The organism is Mucilaginibacter boryungensis, from assembly GCF_015221995.1.
Taxonomy (GTDB): domain Bacteria; phylum Bacteroidota; class Bacteroidia; order Sphingobacteriales; family Sphingobacteriaceae; genus Mucilaginibacter; species Mucilaginibacter boryungensis.
The window spans coordinates 594,305-613,373 of record NZ_JADFFM010000002.1; the positions used below are offsets into that span (position 1 = coordinate 594,305).

General features: G+C 40.5%; 18 protein-coding genes and 2 tRNA genes. 13 read left to right on the forward strand and 7 right to left on the reverse strand.

Features of this window, described 5'->3' with window-relative positions; translation table 11 throughout:
• Nucleotides 1–27: 27 nt before the first annotated feature.
• The 10 genes from IRJ18_RS15540 (at nucleotide 28) to IRJ18_RS15585 (ending at nucleotide 7,506) form a co-directional block, all read left to right on the forward strand.
• Complete coding sequence (locus tag IRJ18_RS15540) at nucleotides 28–612, forward strand: hypothetical protein (RefSeq protein WP_194107230.1); 585 nt, start codon at nucleotides 28–30, stop codon at nucleotides 610–612.
• 89 nt (nucleotides 613–701) lie between these two features.
• Nucleotides 702–956 carry a hypothetical protein gene (locus IRJ18_RS15545; RefSeq protein WP_194107231.1) on the forward strand — a complete coding sequence of 85 codons (255 nt, stop codon included), beginning with the start codon at nucleotides 702–704 and terminating at the stop codon, nucleotides 954–956.
• The gene (locus IRJ18_RS15550; protein WP_194107232.1) at nucleotides 931–2,214 is read left to right on the forward strand and encodes a hypothetical protein; all 1,284 of its coding nucleotides are present in this window, start codon (nucleotides 931–933) and stop codon (nucleotides 2,212–2,214) included. Before IRJ18_RS15545 ends, IRJ18_RS15550 begins: the two co-directional genes overlap by 26 nt.
• Before the next feature lie 90 nt (nucleotides 2,215–2,304).
• Entirely contained in the window at nucleotides 2,305–2,904 is a 600-nt protein-coding gene (locus IRJ18_RS15555) for a DUF6712 family protein (RefSeq protein ID WP_194107233.1), read from the forward strand.
• Nucleotides 2,905–2,925: 21 nt separating this feature from the next.
• Complete coding sequence (locus tag IRJ18_RS15560; protein ID WP_194107234.1) at nucleotides 2,926–5,550, forward strand: SGNH/GDSL hydrolase family protein; 2,625 nt, start codon at nucleotides 2,926–2,928, stop codon at nucleotides 5,548–5,550.
• The gene (locus IRJ18_RS15565; protein ID WP_194107235.1) at nucleotides 5,550–5,900 is read left to right on the forward strand and encodes a hypothetical protein; all 351 of its coding nucleotides are present in this window, start codon (nucleotides 5,550–5,552) and stop codon (nucleotides 5,898–5,900) included. The genes IRJ18_RS15560 and IRJ18_RS15565 overlap by 1 nt, the downstream gene beginning before the upstream one ends.
• A 237-nt stretch (nucleotides 5,901–6,137) precedes the next feature.
• Complete coding sequence (locus IRJ18_RS15570; RefSeq protein WP_194107236.1) at nucleotides 6,138–6,365, forward strand: hypothetical protein; 228 nt, start codon at nucleotides 6,138–6,140, stop codon at nucleotides 6,363–6,365.
• Nucleotides 6,349–6,810 carry a lysozyme gene (locus IRJ18_RS15575; RefSeq protein ID WP_228072890.1) on the forward strand — a complete coding sequence of 154 codons (462 nt, stop codon included), beginning with the start codon at nucleotides 6,349–6,351 and terminating at the stop codon, nucleotides 6,808–6,810. Before IRJ18_RS15570 ends, IRJ18_RS15575 begins: the two co-directional genes overlap by 17 nt.
• Complete coding sequence (locus IRJ18_RS15580) at nucleotides 6,807–7,052, forward strand: hypothetical protein (RefSeq protein ID WP_194107237.1); 246 nt, start codon at nucleotides 6,807–6,809, stop codon at nucleotides 7,050–7,052. Before IRJ18_RS15575 ends, IRJ18_RS15580 begins: the two co-directional genes overlap by 4 nt.
• A gap of 1 nt (nucleotide 7,053) precedes the next feature.
• A complete protein-coding gene (locus IRJ18_RS15585) occupies nucleotides 7,054–7,506 on the forward strand; it encodes a hypothetical protein (RefSeq protein ID WP_194107238.1) in 453 nt (150 codons plus the stop codon).
• Here the strand turns inward: IRJ18_RS15585 and IRJ18_RS15590 are convergent.
• The 4 genes from IRJ18_RS15590 to IRJ18_RS15605 all read right to left on the reverse strand — a co-directional run bounded on the left by IRJ18_RS15590 (nucleotide 7,503) and on the right by IRJ18_RS15605 (nucleotide 12,712).
• Nucleotides 7,503–7,847 carry a hypothetical protein gene (locus tag IRJ18_RS15590; protein WP_194107239.1) on the reverse strand — a complete coding sequence of 115 codons (345 nt, stop codon included), beginning with the start codon at nucleotides 7,845–7,847 and terminating at the stop codon, nucleotides 7,503–7,505. The two genes, IRJ18_RS15585 and IRJ18_RS15590, sit on opposite strands and share 4 nt — an antisense overlap.
• Before the next feature lie 323 nt (nucleotides 7,848–8,170).
• Nucleotides 8,171–11,092 (reverse strand): glycosyltransferase family 2 protein, encoded by a 2,922-nt coding sequence (locus IRJ18_RS15595; protein WP_228072892.1) that lies wholly within the window; start codon nucleotides 11,090–11,092, stop codon nucleotides 8,171–8,173.
• Nucleotides 11,093–11,145: 53 nt separating this feature from the next.
• Nucleotides 11,146–12,462 carry a glycoside hydrolase family 2 TIM barrel-domain containing protein gene (locus IRJ18_RS15600; RefSeq protein ID WP_194107241.1) on the reverse strand — a complete coding sequence of 439 codons (1,317 nt, stop codon included), beginning with the start codon at nucleotides 12,460–12,462 and terminating at the stop codon, nucleotides 11,146–11,148.
• A gap of 177 nt (nucleotides 12,463–12,639) precedes the next feature.
• Nucleotides 12,640–12,712: transfer RNA gene (locus tag IRJ18_RS15605), tRNA-Lys, on the reverse strand.
• Nucleotides 12,713–13,062: 350 nt separating this feature from the next.
• Here IRJ18_RS15605 and IRJ18_RS15610 point away from each other — a divergent pair.
• Nucleotides 13,063–15,987, forward strand: coding sequence for a glycoside hydrolase family 2 TIM barrel-domain containing protein (locus IRJ18_RS15610; protein WP_194107242.1), 2,925 nt, complete (start codon nucleotides 13,063–13,065; stop codon nucleotides 15,985–15,987).
• Nucleotides 15,988–15,999: 12 nt separating this feature from the next.
• Here the strand turns inward: IRJ18_RS15610 and IRJ18_RS15615 are convergent, their stop codons facing one another.
• Both IRJ18_RS15615 and IRJ18_RS15620 read right to left on the reverse strand, forming a co-directional pair.
• Complete coding sequence (locus tag IRJ18_RS15615) at nucleotides 16,000–16,722, reverse strand: DoxX family protein (RefSeq protein WP_194107243.1); 723 nt, start codon at nucleotides 16,720–16,722, stop codon at nucleotides 16,000–16,002.
• Nucleotides 16,723–16,916: 194 nt separating this feature from the next.
• On the reverse strand, nucleotides 16,917–17,339 hold the full coding sequence (locus IRJ18_RS15620) for a winged helix-turn-helix transcriptional regulator (protein ID WP_194107244.1): 423 nt from the start codon (nucleotides 17,337–17,339) through the stop codon (nucleotides 16,917–16,919).
• A gap of 147 nt (nucleotides 17,340–17,486) precedes the next feature.
• On the opposite strand from IRJ18_RS15620, the gene IRJ18_RS15625 reads away from it, so the two are divergent.
• The gene (locus IRJ18_RS15625; RefSeq protein ID WP_194107245.1) at nucleotides 17,487–18,005 is read left to right on the forward strand and encodes a dihydrofolate reductase family protein; all 519 of its coding nucleotides are present in this window, start codon (nucleotides 17,487–17,489) and stop codon (nucleotides 18,003–18,005) included.
• 12 nt (nucleotides 18,006–18,017) lie between these two features.
• On the forward strand, nucleotides 18,018–18,338 hold the full coding sequence (locus tag IRJ18_RS15630; RefSeq protein WP_194107246.1) for a putative quinol monooxygenase: 321 nt from the start codon (nucleotides 18,018–18,020) through the stop codon (nucleotides 18,336–18,338).
• A 103-nt stretch (nucleotides 18,339–18,441) separates the two neighbouring features.
• Here IRJ18_RS15630 and IRJ18_RS15635 read toward each other — a convergent pair.
• A tRNA-Ala gene (locus tag IRJ18_RS15635) sits at nucleotides 18,442–18,515 on the reverse strand.
• Nucleotides 18,516–19,069: the final 554 nt, after the last annotated feature.

Here is a 19,069-nt window from a genome sequence, read left to right on the forward strand (position 1 = left end):
TCAATATCAATAATTAAAATTACACCCATGCCCATTTACAATAAAATAAACGCAGGCTTTGCACTTGGCACAGCCGAACCGGTAACATCCGGTATTGAAGACGTAATCTACATCTTTAACGAAGATGAAATCGCCCTTACTTATGATGCTTTGAATTCGCTGATCGTATCAGGCTTGACAGCCGTTGGCAGTGCCAAGGTTTACAAGTTTACCGGTACCAATAACAGCTTTAACAGCACATCAAAACTAACTAAAACCCAGGTTGGCCCACGCTATACCGAAGAGATTGACTTCAACATTGCTGGTCTTTCTACATCAGTTAAAGCACAGCTAATGGCTATGGGTTACGGCAGGGTGCGTGCCATCACTATCAACAACTACAAAGCCGGCGATTCAGCCATTGAATTATTTGGCGCGGTAAACGGATTGATCCTGACCGATGCCGAGCGTAACGCTGCCGACGAAGGTGTTGAAGGCGGCTACAAATTAAAGCTAACCAACCCCGACAAGCTGAAAGAGCCCTACCCGCCACGCGCCGTATCTATAGCACCTGATTCAGGCTCGGCGACCTATGCCAGCACGCTGGCCGCTTTGGAAGCACTGGTAGATTAAGCCCCCGCCCCCTAAAAGGGGAATTTATAAATGATTTACAAACATCTAATCAAAGTCCTCCCTTTAGGGAGGATTTAGGAGGGCTAAATATGAAGAAATACATCCTAAAACCCGGCAAGCACCAATTTGTTCCCGGCGAACATGCCCGGCACAATAACGATAACCTGACCGATGCTGAAGCTAAATGGTACCTGGAACGGTATCCGCATATACGGTCGATGTTTAGGGATAGTCCGGAACCGGGGGAGACGAAAAGTCTTAAAGCAAAAAGAAAACGAATCGGTGAAATCATACCAAAATCTGTGAAATCTAAAACAAATGAAAACCTACCTGCCACAAATTGAACGTCGCATTATAGTTCGCCCTAACCAAACCTATGGTATACTGAATTATGATGCTGACAATGCTTACCCGCAGCGTATGCTGGAACTGGTGGGCGCATCGCCTACGGCAAAGGATTGCTGGAACAAGCGCGCCAAGTTTATTGCCGGTAACGGGTTTGAGGAAGCTGATTTGGGTAAACAAGTAATTAACAGCAAAGGCTTAACACTGGCTAAATTGTTAAAAGCTATCGCATCAGATAAGGCGCTTTTCAGCGGATTTGGCATCCATGTAAATTATAATGCCAATTTTAAAATAGCCTCGGTTAATTATGTAAAGTTCGAGGACATTCGTATGGGCGATACCGATTGCGCCGAAACCGCTGACAAGTACGCTATCTATTTTGACTGGGGCCGCAAAACTTGGAAAAACATCATGCGCAGCAAGATCACTTTCCTGGATAAGTACAATCCCGACCCGGAAGTGATCACCAAACAGATATCAGCAGCAGGTGGCTGGGAACAATACAAAGGCCAGCTCTTTTATTTCAACCCTGAAGTTGATGATTACCCACTGATAGAAGCCGACAGCGTTTGGGAAGATTTTGAGACTGAAGCTGGTATCAAGATATTCAACAACCGCGAAGTGATCACCGGTTTCCTGCCATCAACCATGCTGTTTATGCCATCGCGCCGCGAGGAAGCCGACAATGCTGGCCCCGATATGGGCGATGAGCCTTATAGCAATGTACCAAGTCAATTGGAAAAAGACCTGGGGACTTTCCAGGGTGCAAAAAGCGCGCAAAAGATCATTGTTATTGAGTATGAAGATGAAGCATCAAAACCGGAGTTTAAGCCCTATGCTATCCAGAACAACGATAAGCTTTTTGAAAGCACCGAACGCTCGGTCGAGGCGCGTATCATCAAAGGCTTCTCTGTTCCAAAGGAACTGATCAACTCAGAAAAAACCTCAGGACTTAGCAACGGTGGCGAAAAGAAACAAGCCATCCGCGAGTTTAATGACAATACCGCGCCCGAACGCCTGGAGATAGCTGAAACATTTGCCGAGATCTTCGGCAGGTTTTACACTAGCATCAATCCATCAGGTAACTGGAACATCATCCCTGTCCCTGCCGATGTAGCCGACGATAACGCAGGCATACTGGCTGGCAGTAGCATTAATCAGCTGTTACTATCTAACCTGCCTACAGCCAACAAAACCGCTATCCTTATCCATGCCTACGGTTTTAAACCTGCCGAGGCAGAAGCAATGACGAATTAGCTATGAGTTCTGAGTGATGGGGTTTGAGTCACTATTACAATTACTCCCTATCACTAACTCATAGCTCTCTACTCAAAACTCATAACTTATATGAACATCATTAACCAAACCACTTTTCAGCGCTTTGAAGATATCAGCCTGAATATTAAACCCGAACGCCTTAATGTGTTCATTAGTAAGGCACAGGAACTTGACCTGAAACCATTTTTGGGTTATGCCTTATACTTTGACCTGCTTAAACATTTTAACGACGATGGCACTCTGAAAGATGATGCACCACAACCGTATAAAGACCTGATAAATGGCACAGAATACCTGGATAAACGCGGCTATATAGTGCTGTACCAGGGCCTTGGGCCGCTGATGGTGTACTTTACCTTTGCCCGCTTTATTGAGGACGATGCAGTGCATTATACGGCTACAGGTCCGGTAATAAAACAACGCGAAAGTGGCAACTCCTTAACTGCTGCCGACATTACCAAACTGGTAGAACAGCAGCGCAGTACAGCCAACGCCTACGCCAATGAAGCAGAACGCTTCCTGCGCGATCATCAAAGCGATTTCCCGCTGTGGAGCTATAACCCTAAAAACAAATCGGCACGGCAGGCTGGCCCGCGCATACGTGGTGTCGACAAAACTGAGCGTACACCTTTCCGCAGCGATGAATTTAACTGTCTGTCGCCTGTATAACCTATAACCAAGTAACTTATTATGGATAAAAAACTAAGCGAATTAACATCGGCAGCCTCTATTGACGCGGCTGATGTTTCCCTCCTTGTCCACAACAATACCGACTACCAGTATAGCTTTGCCACGCTGCTATCGTTCTTAAGTAGCAATCTTTCCACCGGTGCAGCCATCAGCTTCGGCACAACCCTACCCCAAAACACAACGGGTAAAAACGGCGATGTGTTTGTGAATACCACAGCAGGCAGCTTCGCGCAAAAAATATCGGGCACCTGGAATGTGGTATATACCTTACCATCAGGCAGTACCCAAAACAATGGCACTGTGCTTTATGGTTTAGGTGTCCCCACCAGCGCAACCGGGCTTAATAACGATACCTATATTAATACTGCCACAGGTATCTTCTACAAAAAAACAGCCGGCGCCTGGAACCCTGTATTTACCATGCTAAATGGCCCGGCAGGAGCCAAAGGCGACAAGGGGGATAAAGGAGATACCGGTGCTGCCGGACGTACCATATTACAAGGCGCAACCAATCCATCAAATAGTACAGATGGCGTTAACGGCGATTTTTATATCAACACCTCAACCTACACGTTGTTCGGCCCAAAAACCGCTAGCGTGTGGGGAACAGGGACTACGCTGATTGGTCCGCAGGGTGAAAAAGGGGATACGGGGGATACAGGGTCGCAGGGAGTGGCCGGCGCCAAAGGCGACACGGGTGATACAGGGCCCCAAGGAGTTCCCGGCGAGAAAGGTGACACAGGCCCTGTCGGTCCGGGTCTTCCAGTTGGAGGTGCGGTGGGACAGGTGCTAAAAAAATCAAGTAGCGAAGACTATGCTATTGAGTGGGCTAATGAAAGCGGCGGCGATGGCGGCAGCGATTTAGATGCGAATGAAATAGTGTTCGGGAATACCGATGGCAGTATGCTGCAAGATGATGAATTAACATTCGATCCGGAAACAAAATCGTTACAGGTTGGATTGGTTATAGAAGAACCCGCAGCGCCTACTGGCAACATTGTGTTTTTTGGAACTTCAATAACCGAAGGGGGTGGTGCTTCAGCAGACGCTTTTCGCTATAGCTCATTAGTGGCTCAAATACTTGGTTTAACAGAAGTTAACCTTGGCTTGCCGGGTTCTTCAGTTGAGAAACGCACGCCATATAATTTGCCAGCAAACATAAGCTTTATTGATAGGATAAGCACAATTCCCGTATATGCTGATACTGATATGTGGATAGTTGTAGAAGTTGGGCCAAATGACTTCTATTCGGCAAGTGCAAATTATAACCCAGGAAATTACGAAACAGATTTAACAACATTTATTAACGCAGTCTTATCTGCTGGTTGGCCTGTCAGTAAAATTTTATTGTTGTCAAACTCGTACCTTAAAACAACGATTTATAACGGAACTACCTATGTAGACACTGTTTATCAAGATTTTATTACAGCTACCCATAATGTCGCAACTACTAAAGGGGTGCTATATTTAAACATGTTTGACTATTTAAATGATCGCGGCGGTGATGTTAACATGAATGACAGCTTGCACCCTAATGACAGGGGGCATAGCTTACAAGCAAACGCAATTATTAATAAGTTATCCCCTCCCGCCGTTTATAAAAATGGCCAAAAATTAGCCGTTAACGGTTTAGCTGAATTTTCTGAATTAAAACTTAATAGCGATGCCGTCATTGCCGAAAGCGGCCAGGTACTAATTGGCCGTGGTCCTGATGGAAGATTAGGGGTGCTTTTAAAGCTTCCGGCCAATATAAAAACGGGGGATGTAATCACCATATCGGGCCAGTTAATTACGCCTACTGGCATCGAGGGAACAGGGTATGCACCTGGGGTAAATGATTGGTTGCTGCCTGAAAATGTACTATTTGCTCAAAAAGGAGATCAAGCTGGTATTCATACCGAAACGCGTCTTGTCAATTCAAACGGGGGATATAGCTTTAAAACTTCTTTTGATAATGCAGGGTATCCGCTTGTTGACTGGATAAACGGCGCTGGCGCTGTAGCAATGCGTGTGCTACAAAGCGGCGATGTGAATGTTTTGGGAAGTTTAAATGTTGGGCAGGGTGCATTTGGGTTAAAGGCCGGTGTTAGTCCTGAAATTTATGGGACGTTTGAACCATTTAACGTGGTGGGAACACTTATAAAGAATAGCTATCACGAAGGATATATAGCATTTATGCCGCCTGATGGGATAACTGACGGCACGTTAATTGAAGCAATGCGCATAATGGCTGGCGGTGATGTTGTAATAAAAACGCATCTTATAGGTAACGCCGACTTTAGCGCTAAAGGAGACGATAACGCATATGCTCAAAGATGTTTCGTTTTGCCAAAAGCTAAAACCGGCGCTGTCGTTTCTTTTCAAAGGGAAAGTATATACGGTACGATAGCCTTACCAATAACAGGCGATATTAGTTTTGTTCAGGTTGCTGACCCGGACGATCTGCAGGACAAGTTCGGGATGGTATGTCAAATGATACACAATGATTCCGCAGAGCCTTCGTATCCCTCTGCATTTAAAAAACTAAGCGGTTCGGGCGACTATGTGCCAGGTGAAAATAACTACATATTTTGCGAATATTTAAGCGACGATGTAATTCTTTATAACATTCAACAAGCAAGCTAATGTTAAAGAAAATGATGTATAGCGGGGGCGTCGTTTTGCCTAAAGTGATTTTAATAAATAATTCTTCAGTCGGTTCCGCTACGGTAGATTTAAGGCTATCAAGTGACCCAACTACGGGCGCAGGAGTGATTACGGCCGATGCGGGGGAAAAGAACACCTATAACCTATTTAATTTTAATTCGCTTGACGTTAAGGTATTTGTTTCAGGTGACGGCCCTTATACTGTAATATATAAGGATGCTGTAAGTAGTGGTAGCGAAAACATATACGCAGTCCCGCCCGACGATCCCCAAACCACGATATTCAACCAAACACCCAATATTAAGATAACGATAGAAGATGCTTTTTAAAACAGTTTAAAAGTGTAGTTGCTTTTTGGGTATGGTTTCCCATTCATCGCCGGTATAAAAAGCTTGTGAGGCCAAAGGGTCACCTAATTGGGGGGCAACATCCCTTATCTTGCTACAGCGCTTACACTAGTTTAGCCTTGTCTTACGGACATGTATATTATTCCTTAGATAACGAGCTTAACTATAGCTGACTATAAAGACAATATGTCAATATTAAACCCCATTCTTATAATTCCAATGAAAACTTCTCCCCTATACCGCCTTAACCTACAGGATGTGGGTAAAGGCCTAATTATCGCCATTGCCGGTGGTTTTATATCGGCTATAGAAGTAAGCTTTAGCGCTGGTTCGTTTACCTTTAACTGGAAACAGATTGGCATGACTGCACTTGCTTCCGGAGTGGCTTACCTGGTCAAAAATTTCTTTACACCCGCAAAATTAATCAGTGATGATGCAGTTAAGTGATTATGGTGAAGCCCTCATTAAAAACTTTGAGGGACTTAGGTTATCTGCCTACCGCGACAGCGCGGGCGTATGGACCATTGGTTATGGCTCAACCCGTTATCACGATGGCAAAGTTGTAAAACCCAGCGATAAACTGGCCAGCGACGCACAAGCGGACGCGTTGTTCCGCAATACCCTGGGCGTTTATGCAGATGCCGTTAACCAGCGTGTTAAAGTTCCGTTGACACAAAATCAGTTCGATGCATTAGTATCATTCGTTTACAACACCGGTACAGCCTCGGGCAAAACCTTGTTCGAAAAACTGAATGCGCACGATTACGCCGGCGCGGCAAATCAATTTTTGCAATGGAATAAGATCACCGATCCGCATACCGGTAATAAAATAGTATGCGATGCTTTAGTAAAACGCCGCGCTACCGAGCGCGCTTTATTTTTAAAACCATGACAAGCATTGAGCATCAACAATTAAAGGGCATTACTGTAAAGAACCTTGTAGTAACCGTAGTAAGCACAGCAAGTATTGTGGCATCGGTAATGACCACCTATTTCCAATTAAAAGGCGACATCTATGCCGTAAAGGTAACGCAGGAAGCCCAGAACCGTGTAAACGAGGTCCGGTTAAAAGTGTTGGAAGGGCAAGTGGCCATATTACAAACTGAAGTTGAACAATTAAAAAAACAAAATTAACATGAGTTTAAAATCATTTTTAACCAAAATTTGGGCAAGCATTAAAGCGTTGTTTGATGGTATGCCCGCCGAATTAAAAACTGCCATACATATTGGCGTCGTCGTAACCGAAAACATTAAGCAATTTGTTGATTCACCGGCGGCAGATGTGTTGACCGTACTTATTCCCGGCGACGTGGACGATAATGTAAAACAGTTATTACGCACTAATTTGCCAGTTATATTAACAGAATTGAAACTGGCCGATAGCTGCGCAGAGTTAACAGACCCCTCACAAATAGCTATTTGCGCCATTAAAGTGTTACAAGGTTTAGACGGAAAAGTACAGGGTGCTTTTCTGCATAACATCTCTATTATGCTTGCCCAGATTGTTGCCGATGGTAAACTAAGCTGGAGCGATGGGGTTTATTTACTGGAATGGTATTACCAGCATCAATACAAATCTGCAGCTTAATTCACCACTATCTGCCTAGGCTCTAACGCTACAATCTCTAACTGATTTTTATACAATATAAGCACACCGGTTGCGCATAGGTGTTTTCCTTTCAAATTAGCCCAATCTAATTGTATCCGGTTCCCTTTTATAGCCACAGTAAATTTTTGATGCGGATATATCCCGCCCATATTTAATAAGGTGAGTGTATCAGCAACGATTTTTATACCGCTTACATAATCACATAAAGTAACGGTTTTGCCCAGGTGCTTTTTAATATTCAGGGTATCAGTTATTTGCTGCGCCTGGCTTATAAAAGCAAATGCAAATATTAGAATAATGATGGTAAAAAGCTTTCTCATGCTATTAACACAACAGCGCTTGCAATAAGTTTTATTTAATAAACCAGCATGCATAAAATTGTTAAATTAAAAAGGAGAATTCTGCCCTGGTACAATGAGGTTACCCGCCATCTTACAAAAACCAAACCCAATATATTCGCGACAAAACGGTAGAGATTGCTAATGAAGTATTAAAAATCACGGAGAATGAAGAAGAGGCAATTGCTACCGTCTTAAACAGGCCAGGTGACATTTCACCAAAGAAAAGAAAAATAAGCTCTATGGATATCCAAGAGGTAGATAGTAGCTCGGGATGCACATTATTCCTATATTCTCAAGCGCTGTTATTTTAATGGTATATTAAGCGTTGAAATATCAGATGTTACATTATTGCCCCGCACAGCGATCAAGTACAATCTATGTGTATATATATTTTGCGGCATGGTTACATTAATAAAAGGCCCTGTCCCTAACAAAGTCATTGCAAAACCATTTCCTAAAGTATCAGTTTTTATAAGATACCATTCAAACGTTAGTTCGGTTTTGGTATTATAGGCCAAATTCCATTTATTATTAAGGTACACCAGCGCGTTATAAGTAAGTCCTCTGTGGGCCAGCGGTGTTAAAGCCGGCTTCAGTATCTTTACCGGTGGAAGGCTATTAGCAGGGATAGCACCGTGCCATTTTTCGCTAATCTGATTCAAAGATGGCTTATTACGGCCGTATACATCTTTCAATCCATCAAATGTAACAATGGACGCAGCCTCCTGATCTTGCCAATGGGCATAAAACACGCCGCCTGCTGGCGGTGTGCCACCATCCTTTAATACTGCTGGATCTAAACTGCTAAAAAAATAAGGGACATTCAGTTTATCTGTTATATTTTGAAATGCCTTGCTATCATGAATGACCAATCCGAAAGCATCAATTGCAGGTATTTGTTTGTGCAGTAAATTAGCTGTTAGGTTAAGGGTAGATGAGGCGGTAACATCAACAGTAATTTTTCGGTGGCTATCAATCTGTTTAATTTCATTTACCACTCGTTTCAGCCATTTGATGAAATTGTTTTGTGCATAATATAACTGTGGCGCGCTATAGTAATTTGTTAATTGCTGCAACGTACTGTTACCTAAATTCCAGTTAGTTATAACCTCGTTATTTTTGTTTTTTCTAACTGTTTTTAGAATACTTTTTTTCAGCGATTTAAGATTATCGGTATTGTGTATAAAATCCGCAGGACCTGGTATCCAAAAGCTATAACTGATATTTAAATTATGTTGTTCGGCTGCATAAAAAATAGACCCATCGTAAATATTAGGGCCGTATATTTTAACTTCATTTATTCCCGCCAGTTTCATTTCGCCAAAATCACTAATGATATCCTTTTTGGTAAGCGGACGAATATTTTTATACCAATAACTTCCTTTTGTATAAATAACCCCTTTTGTTGCCAGGGTATAAGTTGGCTGTGGGATTAAGCTGGCGTAGCTATTCAAACTATCTTTTGAGGACACAACCGTTTTATCCTCCTTTTCCCATACTTTGTGTTCCTCTACTATAGCAAAAAGACCTGCTGTATCTTTTTGATTCATACCGACCAACGGCTTCTTATCATTTGTCTTACCCCATTTCAAGTGGTTCAAATAAGACGAGGTTGTTAAATCCCGGTCTTCGGATGGCTTTGTTGATATATATATGGTGAAACACAGCGCAAATGCACTCAATAATAAACTGACGGGTCTAATAATGGCGTAAACCTGCCTTCTGAACAGCCAAAAACGGCCTTTAGCATTTTTTACATGTTTAATTGTTTGATTCAAATATGAGTGATATGTTAACCCTGCCCGGAATTTTAATTCTGAACTGGCTATAAGCATAAACACCATAAACAAACAATTTAAGCCGACAAACCCCGCCATAAAAATAGTATATGGGTTCCAGTCGTTTATCAAACCATAAATAATAGCTGTGATAGAAATTAAGAGAACAATAACGTTAGGCAGGTTGATTTTGAAATTCTTTTCGTCTTTTATTTCTTTTGGTGTTGGAATGTATGGTACATCTTTCCGTATAAAAGTATAAATGACACCTAATATAAATATCCACCAGGTACCTATAAATAATAATCCGCCTATTACATGAAAACCCTCTTCATTGTTTTTCATAACCCAGCGTTGTGCATAATGTCTTATTAATATAACCGACGTTATAAAAGGGGTGCTAACCACTACAAAGGCCAAAAAATCCATTTGTAAAGGAAAAAGATCGGTTACTAATGAAATTGCTGGAACCAGGAAATTGATTAGAAATATAAACCCTGATAAATAAAATAGTGGCAGTAAGCTGTAGTGTAATTTTTGCCGCCAGGTAAATTTTTTAAAAAGTTTAAAATAAGTAGTTACAAATAGTTCGAAAACACCTCGCGACCATTTAAGCTGTTGCTTATAATAGGCGCTTAACGTGGCCGGAACTAAACCCTGTGTTAAAATTTTTGGCACGTAAACCGACTTCCATTGGCGCGCTTGTAACTGCATGGAAGTATGCATGTCTTCGGCCAGGCCAGGGGCATATCCTCCAATTGATTCAAGTGCGCTGCGGCGAAAAGTACAATTAGCGCCGATAGCCTGTACCGTATTATAACTATTCATGCACATCATCATTGGACCATAAAACTGATATGTTTGCTGCGCTGCCCCTTTAGCTATCCAACTGGTATGCTGGTTGTAATACGCCTGCACTATCTGTACATACCCAATTTCCGGATTATCGAAATGCGAGATAATAGCGTCGAAAAACTCGGGGACTGGAATATGATCGGGATCTAATATTAAACACAGCTCGCCCGACGACTGGCGTAATGCATTATTAATGTTACCTGCCTTTGCATTAATTTTATCGGTGCGTGTGATGTGGTGTATACCTAATTTTTCACATACCGATCTGAGATAAGGGTCATTAGCTTCGTCACACAAATAAGTTTCGTGCGGATAAGTAATAGCCTGTATTGCATTAAGCGTTTCTAATATCATCTCATAAGGTTCGCCTGCACAAAATGTTGTAAAAACATCAACTGTATATTGTTTGGTAACAGGTGGCGTAACCGGAATGCTAATAGACCAATAGTGGTACCATTCAAAAATAATTTTAATAAAAGCAAATATGAATGTTAACAGCAACAACACATAAAGCGGCTTAAAACCAATAACATCCTTATTAAGCAATGCATTCATAAAAAAGGCAATGCTGGCCAATCCTATTATAATCATTACTCGCAGAGTTATGCGATGCTTACCCGATGGGGGCTGTATAGGTTTAGTAATCATGGATTGGCAAGCACGTAAAATGGAGTGTTGCAGGTAGCAACATAACCCTGTTTATTGTACACAAAAGCTAATAGGCGGTAAGGGCCTTCGGTATTGGGTGCTTTAAACTTTATACCTGTACCGTTAATCTCAACTATAGCATGTTCAATAGTCTTTGGCTCTTTTGCACTAAATATGTTATTAGGGCTAAACCAGTCTTCGGCAATTAACTGCCATTTAAACGTTAGACCCTTTTCGGGTTTATCTAAATGAACGATAGCTTGAGTTATACTATCAGGCTTTAAAAAAATATTGTCGGGCCCGTCTTTACCATTAATCAACATGTATTTAACAGCAGGTGCATGGTAAGTTGCTTGTTTACCTGTCCAAATATATTGCATAGTATTAACCGCTTCAGTTTTTGTACCGTTTTTATCAAACATACTAAACCAGGTGGGGGTCAGTTCTTGCTTTTGGCCCCAGTAAAAAACCATTTCCCCTAAAAATCCTGGGTTGTTTACCGGCATAAATTTTTGATATATTGATAAATACTGGTCTGCCTTTTCAGTGCTGTTATACTCAATTTTTGCAGCCCATGCGTTTTGCTTGTCCTTTCTCCATGGTCCTTCTATCCCCCACTCAGTAATTAAAAATGGGCCATTCCACAACCATTTAAAATCGTCTAAATCTTTAGCCAATGTATGGATCGAACCAAATATGTTAAAAGAAATGAAATCAACATTTGTACGTAATTTAATATTGGCAATATTTTTACGTCTAAACGTCATGATAGTTGTAGTAACAGGGTGATCCGGGTCATCCCGGTGGATCATATCCACAATGCTATTAAACGCTTTGTAAAACCTATTGAAATTCGGCTTCCATGGGAACGCTATCTCGTTACCTAAACACCAGCATAACAAAGCAGGGTGATTTTTGAACTTATTAACCGTCTGGGTGATTTTTTTAAAGCTCGCATTAACCTTGACGTCATTATTATAAAAAATATCCATGTTGTCATTAAGCGGTAAAGGTATTCCAACTATAACCGCCAAATGATTGGCTTTTGCCGAATCCAAAACTTTAGTTAATTGCAAAGTATCCCATACCCGTATGGTATTGCCACCAATTTCGTGTAACTCTTTTAAATGGGTATACCCCGCTCCGCCTTTAATTATAAAAGGCTTTCCATTGCGATACAAAGTATATTTTCCATTTTCCTTTTTAATTTCAACTGCTTTTATTTTTCCGGTATTGGTTTTAGTAGAATTGCAGGAGATAAAAGAAAGCCAAAAGCCAATAAGCAGCACAGTTCCTTTCATGTAAGAAGACATATGTAAGTTATTTCAATTTTGCGTTATTAACTTAAAGCAGTTGTTATTCGCATCATTCAATTAACAATGGCAAATATCAATGATGATGGTCACTTACAGTAATATTACAGGCGTTATTTATCATATTATGCCATAAATGCAAATAGCCTCTCTAAAAAAATTAGAGAGGCTATTTTGTGATCCCGCTGGGACTCGAACCCAGGACCCCAACATTAAAAGTGTTATGCTCTACCGGCTGAGCTACGGAATCATCACTTTTTAAAACGTTTAACCGTTTTGTTTAGAGTGGTGCAAATATAGGACTATTACATTTTGCCTGCAAGGCTTTTTTAATTTTATTTTTAAGGCATTTTTAAGCACTTCATTTCCAATAAGCTACAACCTTAAATTGACATTTTGCCCTCTGTTATTAATAAAACCTGTTCTTTTTTAGCTTTTGCGGTAGCTATAATTCATATATTATTTGCGGACAAGTGCAGCAAGTAATGTTACCGCCTTCAAGGCAAATCAATAAGATAGTGTCTAAAATGAGTAAAATCGGTATAGGTTACATGCGCTTTGCGGCATTAACTTTAATCGGAATTACTTGATCATCTCTTTATGCCTTTTAAAATCATATGCATTGTTATTTTATTATGCTGCGTTAATTTATTATATGGAGCAGATACAGTAACAAATAGATCTATAAGCCCGCTTCCAACTACTGGCCGCAGCATTTGGGTAAAAAATCTTGCTGGCAACTGGCTTTTTAACCCTGCACCCGAACCAGGGTTTGAAAAAGAGTCATCGTGGACAAACTCATCGTGGAAACAAATCCGTGTTCCCGGCGAGTGGGTAATGCAAGGATTTAAAGTCACTAAAAACACATGGGCAGGATATGCATCAAAATGGATCATTCCTGATGAATGGACGGGGCGGCGAATTAAGCTACGTTGCGATGGTATATATAGCGAATCCCAGGTGTATGTTAATGGCAGGTTAGCAACATCACATATAGGTGGGTTTACACCTTTTGAAATTGATATCACCGATTTTTTAGGTGAAAATCATAATTTGCAGCTGGCTATCAAAGTTAAAAATGAAGGCTTTGCGGATAGTACTTCTGCAGCAAGTAGTTACGCAGTACATGCACTGGGTGGCATTACACGCAAAATACAGTTGATTGCGTTACCGCCGGTCAATATAGGTGAATTTCAGGCGGACACTAAATTTGACAGAAACTATGATAACGCCATCCTTACTACAAAATTTACTTTAAAAAATGAAGGCAAGCAGCCAGTTAAGCCAACTTTGCTATTTGAACTTGTTAATAATAAAACCCATGGCACAGTATATACCAGGCAAATACTAATCCATGATCCTATCCAACCGGCTTCAGTCCTATTCTCATCTTATCAGTTTGATATACCCCACCCTGCTAAGTGGGATAGTGAACATCCCAATCTTTACACCTGTAATGTTAAGTTGCTGATTGAGGGACAGGTTGAAGAAAGCACTGAACTTAAAATAGGCTTCAGGCAAATTGAATTGCGGGGCAATCAATTATTTGTGAATAATAACCCGATTAAATTACGGGGTGTTTGTCATCATGATATTATGCCATTGAACGGCCGGGTAGTTACAGCGACGCAATGTGTGGAGGATGTTAAAATTTTTGCGCATGGCAATGTAAATTATATACGAACTTCACATTATCCTCCTCCGGAGGAATTGGTACAGGCCTGCGATAGCATAGGCATGTTTTTAGAAATCGAGGCTCCGTTTTGCTGGGCAGAAAGGGCTGCGGTCCCTCCAAGCCTCTATCAACAAATATTGGTAAACCAAACGCTTGATATGGTTGATTTTTTCAAGTCGCACCCTTCGGTTTTAATTTGGTCGATGGGAAATGAAAGTAAAAAATATGTCGAGTACTTTAAAAAGACAAGTGAACTTGTTAAACAAGCAGACCCGTCCCGCCCAAGAAATTTTAGCCAATACGAACCTAATGGTGACAATGGTGAACTGGAAATTGGTAACCAGCATTATCCCGGCCCTGACGGCATAGGTAAATATAAAAATTCTGCCAGGCCAATTATATTTGATGAATACTGCCATCTTAACGCATATAACAGATACGAATTAGCTACCGACCCCGGCTTACGCGATGCCTGGGGCATTGGTATGGCAGATATGTGGGAAAGGATGTACGCATCGCGCGGAATATTAGGTGGTGCATTATGGGCCGGTATTGATGACACCTTTATATTGCCAGACAGCACGGTGGTTGGCTTTGGGTCCTGGGGAGTAATTGATGCCTGGCGGCGTTTGAAACCGGAGTACTGGCATATGAAGAAAGCTTATTCGCCTGTTAAAATAAAACCGTACGGGAACTGGCAAAATGGCTATGTAAAGTACGTTGTACAGAACCGGCATTGCTTCACAAACTTAAACGAGTGTGAATTAAGATGGAACCTTGGTGTAGCCAGTGGAATATTGAAACCGGATATTGCCCCGGGAAAATCTGATACGATAAAGGTTTTTTGCACAAAACCCACGGCCGACCAAAAGCTAAAACTGGAAGTAATCGATGCCAGGCACATGCTAATCGACGAATATCTATTCGATAATATCGTTCCAGTGTTTAATAAGCAAATTGCGAAACAAGTTGCCAGTAATAAAATAAACTGGCGTTATGAAACAAAAAATGATTTGGTAAGGGCTACGGCTGGGAAAATACATATAGTATTGAATAACAGCAGCCTGCCTGGGCTGCAGATGTATGCAAACCACATGCAAATTATTAATGATTTTGGCCAGTTAATGATACTTCCGCTTAATCCCGAGGGCGATGGCGTGCAAATGCGGGGTAAGCGAAAAGACTTTTCACCTTACAACCATACGGCGGACAATCATATAATTACTAAAATAACGTATCAAACACAACTACAAATGTTTACCATACAGGTTTGGGACCAGTATGATGAGGCAACAGGAACAACTACTTACCGATTTAATACCAACGGAAGTGTGGAGGTACAATATCATTATACCTTAACTAAAAATATAAACCCAAGGCAATGGGGAATGGTCTTCAAACTGCCCGCTGATTTTTCTGTGATGAGTTGGGTTCGGGAAGGGCTATGGAATTATTACCCGAAAGACCATATAGGTCGTTTAAGTGGTACAGTGTATGTTTCAAATGCTCAGCCATTTTCCGGCCCGGCCGGGCCTCTGCATCAACCTTTAGCGTCGTGGTCGGCAGATCAAAACAGTTTAGGTACCAACGATTTCCGGTCGACAAAAATGAATATAAAAAAACTGGCCCTTGAAAGCAAATTCGGTAAACTTGTCTTGACTTCAGACGGCTCTCAGCATTCGCGGTGCTGGTTGGGCACTGATAAAAACATTCGGTTATTGCTTGCCGGTTACAGCAATCTTGGAGCAGAGAGCTTCTTTCACAGTCAGGCTGCCGAATTTGAATATCCACTACATGCGGGTAGTATTATAGAGAATAAAATAACCTTTAAAATTTCTGCAGACAAATAACTGCTAATTTCATTACTTATTATTCTTCAACGCATTCTGATATTCGTCCAGGCTTTTCTGAAGAGAGAAGCCTTTTTTATGGATACAATCGCAAAAAACGTTACAGGCGTTGGGGTTTTTATCGCTGTTACATTGTTGTTTACAATCGGCAATATTATTGCGCGGCATAATATGATATATATGGGTAAGCACCAGCACTAAAACAATAACAGTTGTAACAACAGCAGCAAAAAATTTTACAGGGAACTTATTACTGATCTGCCCCTCGCCTTCGATATGTTTATTAATTGTAGCTGGTTTAATAGGCAGGATATATTTTAGCCTATCATAATACCAGCATAAGAGAAACAAATTGGATAATACCATTAAAGGTGAGGAAAGTAATGATCCTTCAAAACGTACCGCAAGTGATAAAACACAGATATTTAATATAATAGGAAAATAAAGCAAAGCTCCAAGTAACGCCGTGCGGGGTATCAGCAGCAAAATGGCTGCCGCTATCTGGGCAATGCCAATAAATGTGTAGTAATAACCTGTTTGGTGAAGGGCGTCCAGATAATGCCCCATTGGGTGGTTAACGGATAAGCCACTGGCAAACCGCTCTCCAACAATTTTCACCATGCCTGCAATTAAGAATCCGGCGGCCAATGCTACGCGATTAAAAACAGCAAAATATCGTATCCAACTATTCTGCTTTATCTGGGAATGTATGCTGTCAAGTGTAGAAATATTCATAAACAAAAAGAATAAAAGTACTTTGTTATACAAAGTTACTGTTTTTAAATTAACTTCAAACGGTAATTTATAATTTGGAAGCATTTGTTAATCAGGCAGATCAACGTCTCAATAAGTCTTTACGCAGTTAGAGTAACAAAAATGATTTGGTAGCTAATAGATGCTAATAAAGTCCACTGACAAGAAATATCAAACTAATACGGGATAGGCTCAACCACGGCTTTGGCGATGGCAGTAGCTCCATTTTCCGCGGGAACTACGATTGCTTTTCCATCGGCATACAATTTGCCCCAGCTGCATAAACTGTCTAAAATGGGAACCAGGTCAACCCCTTTGTTGGTTAATATATATTTTATACCCGTCGGAACCGTATTTGGGATTTCTCTTTTTACCAAAATTGCGTGGGTTTCCAATTCCTTTAGCTGCCTTGCTAAGACCGTCTCAGAAATATTGGGCAGTTTTTGTTGTAACAGATGAAATCTATCATTTCCCTGGGAAATGTAATAAACTATCTGTCCCTTCCAACGTCCGCTGATCATACTGATAGCTGAATTACGCTCACAAAGTTCAAATAATGACTGTTCATTAGCATAATCGGTAGATTCTTTTTTCCTCATAATTGCAAATTTGATCACTAACAATTTTGTCAGTTATTGCATTGGATGCAAAATGGTCTCAATTTTACCTATTATCTGATAACATTCAGTTTAACAAAAGGTGTTGAATTTACAACGTCAATTTACTAAACTATAATAATAACAACAATGAAAATTAGCGTTTATATCGCAACTTCCGCGAACGGACTTATTTCAAATTCAAGGAATGTACCGGATTGGTTGTCCCCTGAATACGGTCAGGGCATGTATGCTATAAGTCAGAAATTTAAAGCGGTAATTATGGGTAAAACCACCTATAACATTATTGCACCCGATCACTTACCACTTAAGGAGGAAGGAACAACAATTGTTTTAACTACAAATGACACCGCAAAGCCGGATAATCCAACCGTAAAATTCACCAAAGAAGGTCCAGTTAAAATCAAAAAAATGTTGGAACGCGAAGGCTATGCTGACGCGGTAATTATTGGCGGAACAATGACCATCAGTCAATTTATAAACGCCGGGTTGGTCGATGAGATCTATTTTATCGTTGAGCCTGTATTGTTTGACGGTGGCTTGCCATTATTAAAAAATGTAACTGGTGAGCTAAAGCTTAACCTGTTGCAAGTATCTAAATTAAACGGGAATACAGTTCAACTTCATTACCAGGTAGAAAACGATTAGGACCGAGCCGATATGAATAACGATTCAAAACCAGTAACAGTTTTAATTACAAGCAGGATAAAGCCCGGTAAAATGGAAACTGCAAAATTTGAGCTTGAGGCAATAATTAAAACAGTAATTGAAAGAGAAAGCGCCTGTAAGGATATTGGTGTATACGATAACCCTGATGATCCTCAGCAACTGCAGATCATTGAAAAATGGGATTCAAAAGAAATATTTCTGGGTCGGCATATGCAAGAGCCACACATGATCGCATTTATGAAGCTCGCGGAATCATTTCTCGATGGTAAAGCAGAATTTACCTTTTGGAATGAGGTGCTATCTATGCCTTAAAACCACAAAAGGCATTTTTACATTAAACTCTTTTAAATCAGTCTTGGAGTTCTGTGAAAATAAAAAGCACTTACAATAATTTGTAAGTGCCTAAAAATCAGTGTGGAGAATATCGGAGTCGAACCGATGACCTCTTGCATGCCATGCAAGCGCTCTAGCCAGCTGAGCTAATCCCCCCTTTTGCAAGTCTAAAGTTCATAGTCGAAAGTCATGTTTTTTTACTACAGACTTATGACCTCTGGCTTAGGACTTCCCCATCGGGATGGCAAAAGTAAAAAAAAGTTCATCAAACACAAATTTTACTTTCATTACACTGGTATAAATAAATATGGAATGTATTTTTGCGGGCCAAAAAGCTTTAAAAAAGTAAAGCCCCTGATGGGCAGGGGCCTTTACTAACCAATTATAAACCTAAATTATGAGAAGACTATTTTGTGTATTTTTAATACGGTGTAAAAGTAACACTTAGTTTTGATATCTGTTAAAAAATTTTAATTTTTTTCACTAAAAATTGTCATACTTATATCAAAAAACATATTTACTATAAAAAATCAATAGTCATGAGCTATTTTTTATTCTTTACGGTGTAAATATATACAATTATCATTAACATCACATGAAAAAACAAACAAAATCATACCTTTTTATTAAAATTATTGTAAATACATAAAAATACAAGCCATAACAACAGCAAATAGCTAACAGAAAACATCAAAACTTTAGTTAACGTT